We start from the raw sequence: 12389 nt of genomic DNA, 5'->3' as shown, positions 1-12389 counted from the left end.
TGAACTCTTCGATTACACACTAACCCAATTCCCATTGAGCTATTCCGGCAGGTTGAAGAGTGCTGGGGACGACAACACGAAAACCGATGTTGTTGTTCTTGTTGTCGCGGGTGTTGTTGTTGCGATTGGCAGAACGGCAGTTCTTCGGGTTGTTGTTCCAATAACCACCACGCAGCAGCTAAAATGTTCATCCCTAATTCATGATTCTACCAGAATTGGAGCAAAAAGCTGATGTTGTAATTGGGCAGTGTTGCCATGATTTAAATGAGCCTGCCAACTTTGTAAAGATTCTTGAAACTTGGCTTGATCAATTTCCTGATTTCGATATTGAATACAACGAGTTCTAAGTTTAGAGCGTAGTCGCCGGAGACTATCTGAACGGATGCGAGTTTGTTGGGGTAAAATGCGGAACCCCAAAAAATTAGCACCATGACGGGTTTCAAAAAGTTGGCTTTTAATGGGATGAATTTTTAATCGCAAGGTGGCTAGATACGTTTCAATGGCTTGGCGCGCTGTGGCGAGTGTGCTGTAATCATCAGCAAAAAGGGCAAAGTCATCTACATAACGAACATAAGCAGGAATTTTTAGTTCCTGAAGAATGAAGTGGTCAAAGCTATTCAGGTAAAGATTGGCAAAAAATTGACTGGTTAAATTGCCAATGGGTAAGCCACAAGGATATAGAATTGGGGCAAGCAAATCATCTCCAGAAAAGTAATGCAGAACAGGCTCTAAGTTTTGACTATTATCAATGATTAAATCTATCAGCCACAGGGTATTTTTACACTTAATTTTACGGCGAATAATTGACTTGAGAATGTTATGATTAATACTGGGGAAAAATTTACGAATATCGCACTGGAGGATGTAGCGGTGAGTGCGGGCTAGGGTGGCGAATTTTTGGAGGGCGCGGTGGCTACCGTAGCCGATGCGGTTCGCGTAGGAGGTATCAATAAAGGAGCGTTCTAAGAGGGGAACAATAATATTACAGAGGGCGTGATGGATGATTCGATCACGATAGGGAGCCGCAGAGATTAGCCTTTTTTTGGGTTCATAGACATAGAAATGATGGTAGTTTCCCGGTTGATAAGTTTGGTTATTCAGTTCGGTTTGCAGTTGAATTAAGTTGCCTTCTAGATTATCATTGAAGGATAGAACAGCAGGACGGAAACGCTTGCCTTTTTGGGCTTTGCGGGCAGCAATGAGGAGGTTCTCAAAGCTCGAAATTTCAGGCCAAAGGTTTCCATATCGTTTCATTATGTTTAGGAATTTAGGTTATCTTAGCGGGTTGAGGAGACTGTTGGTTAATCCATCCTCCCAATTCTTTACCAATACCGTCTATTTGTTTGGCGATGTACTCGTAGCGTTCAACAGAAATTAGTTTAAAATCCATCAGTAGGCGTGTTTGGTAGCGGAGGATGGAAAGTTTGGGGTTAAGGGATCTTAACAAGTTGCCTTTTGAGGAGGAATAACGTGCTAGAATAAGGCTTTCCAAGAAATCATAAAGATTGCGGATGATTCGCTCTCCTAGCATCATTTTATGATCACGAGGTAAGCGGTTCAGAACGGGAACGTACCATTGTATCAAGTCGTAGGTTTTCTGAATGATCGGCAATTCATCCATCGCGTTTTAAGATTTAACCTGTCCTCATAAAAGCATATTGTGGTAGTGGGTGATCTTTAAAAAAAAAAAATAAAAAAAGGCGCTTCGCGCCAAGAAGAGGGAAAAAGGGAAAAAGGGTAGAGGGTCAAAGAGTTCTGGGGACGACAACACGAAAACCGATGAAGTCGTCCTTGTAGTCGCGGGGGTTGTTGAGGCGATAGGCAGAACGGCAGCCCTTCGGGTAGTGGCTCCAATAACCACCACGCAGCAGCTTTGATGTTGATTTTTTATTCAATAAACTTTTTAACCACTCCCTATCATTTTGAGAATGATTATCATTGTCTATCCATGCTCTCCCATCTGTTGGTGCATCCTGATAACTCCCGTGCCAATCATCTAAACACCACTCATACACATTCCCGTGCATATCATGGAGTCCCCAAGCATTGGGCGCGTTTAAACTCCCCACCGGGATCGTTTTTTTGCGATATTCCCCTTTCTTCCCCTTGCCATAGGTGTAGTTGCCGTCATAGTTGGCGACTTGGGGGGAGAGGGTGGGGCCAAAGTGGAAAGGGGTTGTTGTTCCCCCTCGACAGGCGTATTCCCATTCCGCCTCACTGGGCAGACGGTAGAGCTTACCACTGGCTTGGCTTAACCTTAGACAGAACTCGATACAGTCTTCCCAACTCACCCGTTCCACAGGATTGTTTTTGCCTTTGAAATTAGCGGGATTAGGATTCAGAGAGCGCACCACTTGGGGCAGTTGGGCGACAATTTGCCATTGTGCTTGGGTGATGGCGGTGCGACTCATGAAAAATTCCGGCACCATCACCCGATGCTGGGGGCCTTCATCACTATATCGCCCTTCTTCATTTTCCGGTGCGCCCATCATAAATTCTCCCGCCGGAATCACCACCATTTCTAGGTTTAATCCCTTGGTATTTTCCCAATACCCCTGATTTTGTCCCTTTTGCCGTTGGGCAATTCCCCCCTGCTCATTCACTGTGATGATCTCGTACTGGTAGATTTTCCCATTAGATGGACGCGGCGCTGTAGGCGTGGGGGAAAGAGAGGCCAGAAAATCATCTAGATTTACGGGTTGGGAAGCGGGCTGAGGCTTGGACGATACAACAGGGGATAAAGCCGCCAAAAACTCCGCCATTGAGGAATAACGATCCTTCGGCCGCAACGCCATCCCCTTGAGAATCGCCTGATTAATCTCCCCACTCACCTTCACCAACTCCTGGGGGGGAATCAAAGGCTCCTCATCCACCTTGCGGGAAAAACAATCTTGGGGCAATTGTCCCGTGATCAGGTAATACAACGAAGCCGACAGCGTATAAATATCCACCGTCGGGCTACGCTCCCCCTTAATTAACTGCTCATAGGGAGCAAAAGCCCGATTGCCAAACATCTTGGAACTCCGAGACTTGGGGATAATCTCCCCCGAAATGCCAAAATCAATCAAAACGGGCTGGCGATTCTCCCGCAGCATGATATTCACCGGGGTTGCATCCCGATGCACCAACCCCACCCCATGCACCCGCGTCAGAGCATCGGCAATGGGGCGAATATAGGCCAACGCCTCCGCTTCTGTCAGGGGGCCTCGCCGCTGTACTTCATCAAATAACGTCGTTCCGGGGATGAACTCCATCACCAAACAATGGGCTTCTTCTTCCTCAAAGAGATCCTTAACCCGGACAATATTGGGGTGGGGGTTTTGTTCCAACTGGGCTAAAGTCTGGGCTTCCCGGATGAACCGCTTCACATATTTGGGGTAGTCTGGGTCATTGCGGAGATAGGCATTAGGGGTTTTAATCACTACGGGAGCGTTAAAGCCGCAATGGATGGCTTTGTAGGTGATACCGAAGCCCCCTTGACCCAGAACTTGGTCAATTCGCAGTTTGCCGTTTTGCAATTGGTGTCCGTTGGGCCAAAACATAGGGCGGAGACGGGGTGAGGGGTGTAATGGTATTGTACAATTTTTCGCCTGTGGCAGAAACTGGGTTTTTGATAGGCTTTGGCAAAGGGTAGAGGGTTAAAGAGTTCTGGGGGCGACAACACGAAAACCGATGTCGTTGTCCTTGCTGTCGCGGGTGAGGTTGCCGCGATCTGCAAAAAATCGACCGTCTTTGGGTACAGCACAGTAACAGGCGCTTTGGGTTTAGCGTCCAGAAGCGAATTTCTCTCGCTAAAATGGAGAACACCATCACCACTCCCCCACCATACCCAACACCATCACCATCGAAAAGGAGGTTAACCCCTTGATCTTAGAAATTCTAGGTATCTTAACCGCCTTGGCTAGTGCTATACCTGATCAACTTATTCCCTAATATCGCCAATGACCATCGCCATCGCTGTTGAAAAAACCCCCCTTGCGGCTGATCCGTCGGGTGTGATCCGAGTCGCCCAAACCCGTGTCACCCTGGATACAGTTGTGACAGCATTCCTAGAGGGATGCACACCAGAGGAGATCAAAGAGCAGTACCCAGCCCTACAACTATCAGATATCTATCTTGTCATCGGCTACTATCTGAGGCATCAGGATGAGGTGAACACCTATCTAGCAGAACGTCAACAGCAGGCGAATTTGATCCGGCAAGACATTGAACAACGTTTTAGCCCTGTGGGAATCCGCGATCGCCTACTCGCAAGACACAATCAGCGATGATCCCTATGGCTCAATTCCTGGCTGATCATCACCCGTTGAATGCTTCTCGCATTGCCACTTCACTGGGGCCAGTCCGCACCAAAATTGACCGCACAAGAGATCCAAAAATGCGCCACCCCACTAAACTTAAACTGGCATAACGAGTTGACACCAATAAATCATCAAGTCGGATTTGGATCGCACCATCAAAAATAACCGCATTAGCGATCGCCCCTTCTGGATCACCGGGCAAAGGGGGCAAATACATCCGTTGGGTGGATTTGAACTTGAGCATCTCACTCAGAAGCTGTTTGGCATTCGCATCATTGCCATGAATGGGTTGGAGTCGCAACAACAAAGCGTAATTACGGCGACCCGGTACAAGATCGCAGGTAGAAGTAGCAATCGCAAATTTTAGTCCTGTGATCCGCTCTCCTAGGAAATAAGCCGCATCTGTGCTGATAATATCCCCCTGCAAAAGTGCAAAAGGGTCTTCTGTCTCATCAATCAAACCCCTTGCCAACACATCCTGATACTCAATGGGCTGGCATACCAGTGCGTTTTCTTCTCCAAAGACAAGCTGGCGGTCTTTGGTTTTGCCTAATTTATGAGCGAATTCTCGAATGATCTGCAACGCCTGAGCATCATGGGAGAGAGTTTTTAACCGCCTTTCTAACTCCGCTAAACTGGGGGACGGTTGATCGTCCATGGTCGCCATGCTTTAGTCTTCTGGTTCATAAACTTGAAACAATTGCAGCGATTTACTGATGAGATCACTTCGTTGAGCGCAACGGGTGAGGCAGGCGATCGCTATCCAGAATCACCTCATCCTCCTCATCCCAATCGGAAGTTTCTGGTTCCAAGGCCTCAAAAGTATCACGCATAGGGAGTTCCGGCAAATTGCCTAGCATCGCTACCGCTTCCGCCAGTAAATTTAAATTTTCTTCATCGGGATGCTTCTGGGCAGCACGTACCGCTAAAACCACAACTCGGAGTCCTCCCCGCAGGCGATCAACATCCCGCGCCAAACCATACAAGGTTTGAAAATCACGCTCTTCAATAATGCGATATTGGCCGGACTTGGTGTGAAGGGTCGCAATAAACCGATCCTTAACCGCACTCAGGGTTTTCGCCCCCTCTAGGCGAAATTGTTCAAACGATTTCCAGGTTTGACCCACTCGTAAGCTGAACTGACCTTGATTTTTCTGCGTAATTGCCATGACTTTATCTTTCATTCCCATAGCAATACTAACAAAAAACCAATGAAAAACCAATGTTTATCTTCTTCGCTGGCCCGCTCCCCTGATGTCCGATCTCGTGCTATGGCTCCGCTGTAGCACAGCCATTGGCCATTAGGATGGCGGGTTTTGATCCGCAACCACGCGATCGCCAATGAACTGCACCAAAGGGCGAAACACTTTTCTCGTTCAGACTTTTGGCTTTTAAGAGTCATTAACCCGTTGATTTTCACGAAGCCATGCGGGGTCTCGCTTTTCGATACCTGGTAGTGGCATTTTACAGCGAAGACTGAGGCGCAGATTGGGGGGAGGGAACCCAATTTCTCTCGCTAAAATGGAGAACACCATCACCACTCCCCCACCATGCCCAACACCATCACCATCGAAAAGGAGGTTAACCCCTTGATCTTAGAAATTCTAGGTATCTTAACCGCCTTGGCTAGTGCTATACCTGATCAATCAACTTATTCCCTAATATCGCCAATTCCCCTGAACTAGGCACATCGCCCAACTGAGATGCACCCAAGATAATTTCTGAACGAGGATAACACGATGACTTCAAGACTGATCAAAAATAAAGTTCTACAAGAGATAGACCTGATCCCAGAAGATAAGTTAATCGATTTGTACAACTTCATTCACGATTTCAGGCTAGGCTTAGAAAAATCACAAAAGACAAACAATAAAACTATTTCCGCCTTTGCAGGTTGTTGGCAAGATATGCCGGATGAAGTATTTAATGATTTTACGACAGAAATAAAACAACGTCGCCAGCAAGCCTTCACGCGGAGAAGAGGAGATGAAAGCATCGCTCGTTGATACCAATATTTTGTCCCACTTCTTTAGAGGAAATCCTCAAGTTGTGGCTAAATTTGAAGCCTACTTGCAAGAGCATGAAATGATCAACTTTAGCATCATCACCTATTATGAAATAGTCAGCGGATTAAAACATCGCGATGCCCACAATCAACTCACCCTCTTTCTGGAGTTTGCTGCTCAAAACACCATACTTCCTTTGACCCCAAAAGTTGCCGACGTTGCGGCGGAAGTGTACTCCGATTTGAGAAAGTGTGGGCAACCGATTGATGATATTGATTTATTAATCGCCGGGACAGCCATTGCCAATCAGCTAGTCCTGATTACAGATAACCGTAAGCATTTTGATCGGATCATCCAGTTGGAAGTTGATAACTGGAGTGAACTACCCCACCCTGCCTAGGCGCGAGGATGGGGCTTCCTGATTCAATGGGAACAGCATCTAGCAAAACCGAAATCTTGCCAGGTTGTCTTACGTTCCCTCCCCAGGCCGTATCGCTGGTTCCCAACGACAATATCCGCAAGGCTTCATTTTTAATGTTTTGTGCTGCATTAATATCGCGGTCATGGTGAGTGCCACAATTTTGACATTCCCATTGCCTAACTTCTAACGGTAAGCTATCCACTCTATTAAGGCAAACGTGACAAGTTTTTGAAGACGCAAAAAAGCGGTCAACTTCAATATAGGTTTTGCCTTCCCACTCGGCTTTGTATTTCAGCCTAGTGGTAAACATCCCCCAACCCACATCACTAATTGCCTTGGCTAGTTTAGGGTTTTTTACCATCCCTTTGACGTTCAGATTCTCTACAGCAATCACTTGGTTTTCGTTCACTATCTTGCGGGATAGTTTGTGTAGAAAGTCCTCACGACATCGGGCTATCTTACCATGAACCTTGGCGACTTTTTGTTTCGCCTTAGCTCGATTTTTACTCCCTTTTTGTTTACGCGATAGCTTTTGTTGCTTACGCTTTAGGTTTTTCTGATGCTTGGCAAAATGGCGAGGATTATCGTACTTAGACCCATCGCTAGTAATGGCAAAATGAGTTAGTCCAACATCAATGCCAATGGCTTTGCCCTCAACCGATGGGCTAATGGCATCCTTCCCGTCATCCACTAACACTGAAGCATAGTATTTGCCGTCAGGATTTTTGGAGAGAGTAACTGTTTTGATTGTCCCTTCAAGTTCCCGATGACGACGGAAATAAATCAATCCAATTTTTCCCGGTATTTTGATGTAATCCCCCTCCAACTTAACGTTAGCAGGATAACTTAAAGACTGCCGACCATGCTTTGACTTGAAACGGGGTGACAGCGCCCGTTTCTCAAAAAAGTTTTTGTAGGCAGTAGAAAGATTAAGGGCAACCACCTGTAAGGATTGGGAGTAGGCATCTGTTAGCCAAGGATATTCCTTTTTTAGTTTAGGTAACAGGCTTTGAATGTATCCACGAGACAGTCCTTTCCCCGTCTCGATATAGTTTTTTTGGCACAAGTCTAAGGCAAAATTCCAATACCAACGACAGCATCCGAACGCCTTAGCCAGGGATACTTTTTGCTCGTCAGTAGGATAGATACGATACTTGTAAGCCTTATACATTATCGAGAACCGATTTTGCCGACAATAGTATAACAGATTATCTAAGGATTTTATCTAAGGATTCACTGTCGCTCAGTTTATTACTGGGTTGCTATCCATCCCCTCCCTGCAAGCGAGGAAGGGGAATTCCGCAACATTTTTGTTAAAAACATTGATCAGTAATGTAGAATTTGCCACTCGCTTGGATTAAATGGAGACAGAACTCGATACAATCGTCCCAACTCAATAACTCCGGAATTTGCTGTTTGGCAATGGGTGTCCGTTGAGCCAAAACATAGGGCGGAGACACGGTGAGGGGTGTAGTGGTATTGTACAACTTTTCGCCTGGGGCAGAAACTGGGTTGTTGATAGGCTTTGGCAATGGAATTAGAGGCTCTGGGGGGCGTTACTGGGCAGAGCCAAGTCAGGAGGGGAGAAGTGGGGGGATCTGGTGTGATGACTTGGCCGCTTTTGTTGGGTTGCGCGCTTCGCTTCTCCCCTCCACCATCACGGTTGATTCCCCACTAACCAGAAACCGGGTTGCGGGGAGTTTCTCGTTTTTGGTGGACATTGTGCAAAAAACCCGGTTTCTCATTCGTGCCGGGAAGAGGGAAAGAGGGAAAAAGGGTAGAGGGTCAAAGAGTTCTGGGGACGACAACACGAAAACCGATGCGCCTGTACTTGAGGCCGCGGGTGCGGTGGTAGCGATTGGCAGAACGGCAGTACTTCGGGTAGTTGTTCCAATAACCACCACGCAGCAGCTTTGATGTTGATTTTTTATTCAATAAACGTTTTAACCACTCCCTATCATTTTGAGAATGATTATCATTATTTATCCAAGCTCTCCCATCCCCCGGTGCGCCCTGATAACTCCTGTGCCAATCATCTAAACACCACTCCCACACATTCCCGTGCATATCATGGAGTCCCCAAGCATTGGGCGCGTTTAAACTCCCCACCGGGATCGTTTTTTTGCGATATTCCCCTTTCTTCCCCTTGCCATAGGTGTAGTTGCCGTCATAGTTGGCAACTTGGGGGGAGAGGGTGGGGCCAAAGTGGAAAGGGGTCGTTGTTCCCCCTCGACAGGCGTATTCCCATTCGGCCTCACTGGGCAGACGGTAGAGCTTACCACTGGCTTGGCTTAACCTTAGACAGAACTCGATACAGTCTTCCCAACTCACCCGTTCCACAGGATTGTTTTTGCCTTTGAAATTAGCGGGATTAGGATTCAGAGAGCGCACCACTTGGGGCAGTTGGGCGACAATCTGCCATTGTGCCTGGGTGATAGCGGTGCGACTCATGAAAAATTCCGGCACCATCACCCGATGCTGGGGGCCTTCATCATCAGATCGCCCCGCCTCATTTTCCGGTGCGCCCATCCTAAATTCCCCCGCCGGAATCATCACCATTTCTAGGTTTAATCCCTTGGTATTTTCCAAATAGCCCTGATTTTGTCCCTTTTGCCGTTGGGCAATTCTCCCCTGCTCATTCAGCGTGATGATCTCGTACTGGTAGATTTGAATGTGTTGAGGAACAGGTGAGGATTTTGCAGCAGAGGAGGTTTTCGCCACAGACTGGAGATCCGCTAAAACCTCCGTTGTAGATTGATAACGTTTTTTTGATGCTGGCTCAACCAGTCGATCTAAAATTTTCCCCAAATCATCACTAACCCGATTGCCATTTAAATAATCCCGCCACACCCATTCCCCATCATGCACTGAATATAAATCAAAAGGACTCGTCTGGGTCAGTAAATGCAAACAAGTCGCCCCTAAACCGTACAGATCACTATTGAGTCGCGCTTTCCCTATACCTTGCTCCGGCGCACAATATTCCACCGAACCAATCACCGTACCCGTAACAGTGCGCTGTACCTGCTGCAACACCTTCGCCGCCCCAAAATCCACTAAAACCAACTTTTGATCCCCTTGGCGACGGATAATATTTTCTGGCTTAATATCCCGGTGAATCACATTCTTCTGATGAACAAACGCCAAAATATTCAGTAAATCCCCCAACACAGCCCGAATCTTCTGCTCTGAAAAGACCCCCTGATTTTCCAATTCTTCCTTAAGCGTGATTCCTTTGATAAACTCTTGAACTAAATAAGACTGATTCTTTTCAACAAAATGCGCGAATAACTCCGGAATTTGCGGATGTTTCCCCAAAATTTCCAATTGTTGCGCCTCTTGTTCAAACAGTTCTAATGCCTTGGTGAACGTTGACGGATCTTGGGGAAAAAGTTGCTTAATCACACAAAATGGCTTCGAGGGTTTATCTTCATCCACCGCCAAAAACGTTCGCCCAAATCCCCCCTGACCGATCACCTCCTTCGCCCAATATCGCCCCCGTAGTAACAAGGGATTACCGCATTTTTGACAAAACTTGTGACCGTCGGGGTTTGGCTGACTACAGGCAGGATTCAGACAGTGACGCATAGCACATTACCATATTGGGGTGAGGATTTTGTTCTAACTGGGCTAAAGTCTGGGCTTCCCGGATGAACCGCTTCACATATTTGGGGTAGTCTGGGTCATTGCGGAGATAGGCGTTGGGGGTTTTAATCACCACGGGAGCGTTAAAGCCGCGATGGATGGCTTTGTAGGTGATACCGAAGCCCCCTTGACCCAGAACTTGGTCAATTCGCAGTTTGCCGTTTTGCAATTGGTGTCCGTTGGGCCAAAACATAGGGCAGAGACGGGGTGAGGGGTGTAATGGTATTGTACAATTTTTCGCCTGTGGCAGAAACTGGGTTTTTGATAGGCTTTGGCAATGGAATTAGAGGCTCTGGGGGGCGTTACTGAGCAGAGCTAATCTAGCAGAACGTCAACAGCAGGCGAAGTTGCTACGATGATTACCTTTGCCTACCAACGCATCGAAGCTGGATTATCCATGCCTGGATTGTTCGAGGTGAATCGTCGTGTTCCTGTCGGCTTGGCCATTGAGGAAATTATCGAGAATGTCGGGGTGAAGACCCTCGGGGAGAGCTGCGCAACGTTTCACGAACACCGACGGGATGAAACCCCGACCCGTATAGAAACAGCACTTCGACAGGCTCAGTGACACAAAGCACGACTCAAACCTTGACAATTTGTGCTATATAGCATAGCATACAAATAGTTGTTTGGGGTCGAGAAACAATGATTGTCTTAGAGATGAAAGCTGTGCTTAAGCCTGATCAGGCATTGGCTATAGACGAAGCTGTTCGTACAGTACAATTCATCAGAAACAAAGCGTTAAAGCTTTGGATGGATGCCAAGAGAGAAGACAAAGTAGACAAATATTCTCTCAATAAATACTGTGCAGTTCTTGCCAAACAGTTCAAGTTTGTTGATACTCTAAATTCTACAGCCAGACAAGCATCTGCTGAACGAGCCTGGTCTGCTATTGCTCGTTTCTATGACAATTGTAAGAAAAAGGTTAAAGGGAAAAAAGGTTATCCTAAATTCCAAAAGAATAACCGTTCTGTAGAATATAAACACTCTGGTTGGAAACTATCAGAGGACCAGAAAAAAATCACTTTCACAGACAAGAAAAACATCGGGACGGTTAAACTAAAAGGAACTAGAGACCTGAACTTTTATCCTTTAGACCAAATTAAACGAGTTAGGATTATTAAACGAGCGGATGGTTACTATGTCCAATTCTGTCTAAACGTTGATATTCGGGAATACGCTAAACCGCTAGAACCGACTAAAAGATGTGTAGGATTGGATGTAGGCTTAAAAGTGTTCTATGGGAACAGTGATGGTGAAACAGTAGAGATACCACAATACTATCGCCAGGCCGAAAAAAGATTAAACCGTCTGAATCGGCAGAAATCTAAAAAGTTTAAGAAAGGTCAACCCCAATCAAACAACTATCAAAAGGCTAGAAAGAGATATGCTAGAAAACATTTAAGAATAAGTAGGCAACGTAGAGGCTTTGCTGAAAAAGAGGCATTGCGCGTCATTAAATCTAACGATTTCATCGCCTACGAAAACTTAAATGTCAAAGGCATGGTAAAAAACTCTAGACTAGCTAAATCTATTAATGATGCAGCTTGGTCAACGTTTCGTCAATGGCTAGAGTATTTTGGCTTTAAATATGGTAAGGCTACGGTAGCAGTGCCGCCCCATAACACGAGTCAAAACTGTTCTAACTGTGGTCAAAAAGTGTCTAAATTCCTATCTACAAGAACCCATGTTTGTCCCCATTGTGGTTATACGGAAGATAGAGATGTTAATGCTGCTATCAACATTTTGAAAAGAGGACTAAGTACGGTGGGACACACCGAAACTTATACGCTTGGGGAGAGATTCCCTCTGGCTTGGTTGGATACGTCCTGTCAAGTTAAGGAAACTCGGTGAACCAAGAATCCCTCGCTTTTAGCGACGGGAGTGTCAATTTGATTGCCGAATGTAGCCTTGAGGGGGAATGGGAAGGACAAGTCCGATTTCTCCCACTGTGTTAGTTCCTCTAGATTGCGTGCCATAGCTAGGCTCATCGTAGTTGCTAAAGAAATTATTTTG

At 46.3% G+C, this 12389-nt stretch carries 14 protein-coding genes and 3 pseudogenes; 6 read left to right on the top strand and 11 right to left on the bottom strand.

Annotation, left to right across the window (positions count from 1 at the left end; genetic code table 11):
• Window positions 1-19 precede the first annotated feature (19 nt).
• The 4 genes from SPI9445_RS32180 to SPI9445_RS0115955 all read right to left on the bottom strand — a co-directional run bounded on the left by SPI9445_RS32180 (window position 20) and on the right by SPI9445_RS0115955 (window position 3542).
• A complete protein-coding gene (locus tag SPI9445_RS32180) occupies window positions 20-175 on the bottom strand; it encodes a hypothetical protein (protein ID WP_420329826.1) in 156 nt (51 codons plus the stop codon).
• A 23-nt stretch (window positions 176-198) separates the two neighbouring features.
• Window positions 199-1254, bottom strand: coding sequence for an RNA-directed DNA polymerase (locus tag SPI9445_RS0115965; protein ID WP_017305776.1), 1056 nt, complete (start codon window positions 1252-1254; stop codon window positions 199-201).
• A gap of 13 nt (window positions 1255-1267) precedes the next feature.
• Window positions 1268-1621, bottom strand: coding sequence for a diversity-generating retroelement protein Avd (gene avd, locus SPI9445_RS0115960; protein ID WP_017305775.1), 354 nt, complete (start codon window positions 1619-1621; stop codon window positions 1268-1270).
• Between the two features lie 124 nt (window positions 1622-1745).
• The gene (locus SPI9445_RS0115955) at window positions 1746-3542 is read right to left on the bottom strand and encodes a bifunctional serine/threonine-protein kinase/formylglycine-generating enzyme family protein (RefSeq protein WP_017305774.1); all 1797 of its coding nucleotides are present in this window, start codon (window positions 3540-3542) and stop codon (window positions 1746-1748) included.
• A 161-nt stretch (window positions 3543-3703) separates the two neighbouring features.
• On the opposite strand from SPI9445_RS0115955, the pseudogene SPI9445_RS32175 reads away from it, so the two are divergent.
• A pseudogene (locus SPI9445_RS32175) lies at window positions 3704-3784 on the top strand (GUN4 domain-containing protein); the annotation flags it as partial.
• Window positions 3785-3941: 157 nt separating this feature from the next.
• Window positions 3942-4271, top strand: coding sequence for a DUF433 domain-containing protein (locus tag SPI9445_RS0115950; RefSeq protein ID WP_017305773.1), 330 nt, complete (start codon window positions 3942-3944; stop codon window positions 4269-4271).
• Window positions 4272-4299: 28 nt separating this feature from the next.
• On the opposite strand, the gene SPI9445_RS0115945 is transcribed toward SPI9445_RS0115950, so the two are convergent.
• Genes SPI9445_RS0115945 through SPI9445_RS30680 form a run of 3 tightly spaced genes read right to left on the bottom strand, consistent with a single transcriptional unit; the run spans window position 4300 to window position 5703 of the window.
• Entirely contained in the window at window positions 4300-4968 is a 669-nt protein-coding gene (locus SPI9445_RS0115945; RefSeq protein WP_017305772.1) for a hypothetical protein, read from the bottom strand.
• A 55-nt stretch (window positions 4969-5023) separates the two neighbouring features.
• Window positions 5024-5470, bottom strand: a complete 447-nt coding sequence (locus SPI9445_RS0115940; protein ID WP_033374888.1) for a hypothetical protein — start codon at window positions 5468-5470, stop codon at window positions 5024-5026.
• An 11-nt stretch (window positions 5471-5481) separates the two neighbouring features.
• A complete protein-coding gene (locus SPI9445_RS30680; RefSeq protein ID WP_164674538.1) occupies window positions 5482-5703 on the bottom strand; it encodes a hypothetical protein in 222 nt (73 codons plus the stop codon).
• A gap of 337 nt (window positions 5704-6040) precedes the next feature.
• Here SPI9445_RS30680 and SPI9445_RS0115935 point away from each other — a divergent pair, with 337 nt between their 5' ends.
• Complete coding sequence (locus SPI9445_RS0115935; protein ID WP_017305770.1) at window positions 6041-6307, top strand: hypothetical protein; 267 nt, start codon at window positions 6041-6043, stop codon at window positions 6305-6307.
• A complete protein-coding gene (locus SPI9445_RS0115930; protein ID WP_017305769.1) occupies window positions 6288-6707 on the top strand; it encodes a type II toxin-antitoxin system VapC family toxin in 420 nt (139 codons plus the stop codon). The genes SPI9445_RS0115935 and SPI9445_RS0115930 overlap by 20 nt, the downstream gene beginning before the upstream one ends.
• Here the strand turns inward: SPI9445_RS0115930 and tnpB are convergent.
• The 4 genes and pseudogenes from tnpB to SPI9445_RS0115910 all read right to left on the bottom strand — a co-directional run.
• Complete coding sequence (gene tnpB / locus SPI9445_RS0115925; RefSeq protein ID WP_017305768.1) at window positions 6658-7899, bottom strand: IS200/IS605 family element RNA-guided endonuclease TnpB; 1242 nt, start codon at window positions 7897-7899, stop codon at window positions 6658-6660. The genes SPI9445_RS0115930 and tnpB overlap by 50 nt on opposite strands.
• Window positions 7900-8041: 142 nt before the next feature.
• Window positions 8042-8215, bottom strand: coding sequence for a hypothetical protein (locus SPI9445_RS30675; RefSeq protein ID WP_164674537.1), 174 nt, complete (start codon window positions 8213-8215; stop codon window positions 8042-8044).
• Between the two features lie 298 nt (window positions 8216-8513).
• Window positions 8514-10316, bottom strand: coding sequence for a bifunctional serine/threonine-protein kinase/formylglycine-generating enzyme family protein (locus SPI9445_RS0115915; protein ID WP_026079847.1), 1803 nt, complete (start codon window positions 10314-10316; stop codon window positions 8514-8516).
• 7 nt (window positions 10317-10323) lie between these two features.
• Window positions 10324-10566 (bottom strand): annotated as a pseudogene (locus tag SPI9445_RS0115910) (bifunctional serine/threonine-protein kinase/formylglycine-generating enzyme family protein); the annotation flags it as partial.
• A gap of 150 nt (window positions 10567-10716) precedes the next feature.
• Between SPI9445_RS0115910 and SPI9445_RS0115905 the strand changes: the two are divergent.
• A pseudogene (locus SPI9445_RS0115905) lies at window positions 10717-10941 on the top strand (hypothetical protein); the annotation flags it as partial.
• 77 nt (window positions 10942-11018) lie between these two features.
• Window positions 11019-12227 carry an RNA-guided endonuclease InsQ/TnpB family protein gene (locus SPI9445_RS0115900; RefSeq protein ID WP_026079846.1) on the top strand — a complete coding sequence of 403 codons (1209 nt, stop codon included), beginning with the start codon at window positions 11019-11021 and terminating at the stop codon, window positions 12225-12227.
• Window positions 12228-12389: the final 162 nt, after the last annotated feature.

The sequence above is a fragment of the Spirulina subsalsa PCC 9445 genome, assembly GCF_000314005.1.
Classification (GTDB): domain Bacteria; phylum Cyanobacteriota; class Cyanobacteriia; order Cyanobacteriales; family Spirulinaceae; genus Spirulina_A; species Spirulina_A subsalsa.
The sequence above is the reverse complement of the archived record's forward strand: the minus strand, read 5'-3'. Positions and strand labels throughout refer to the sequence as shown.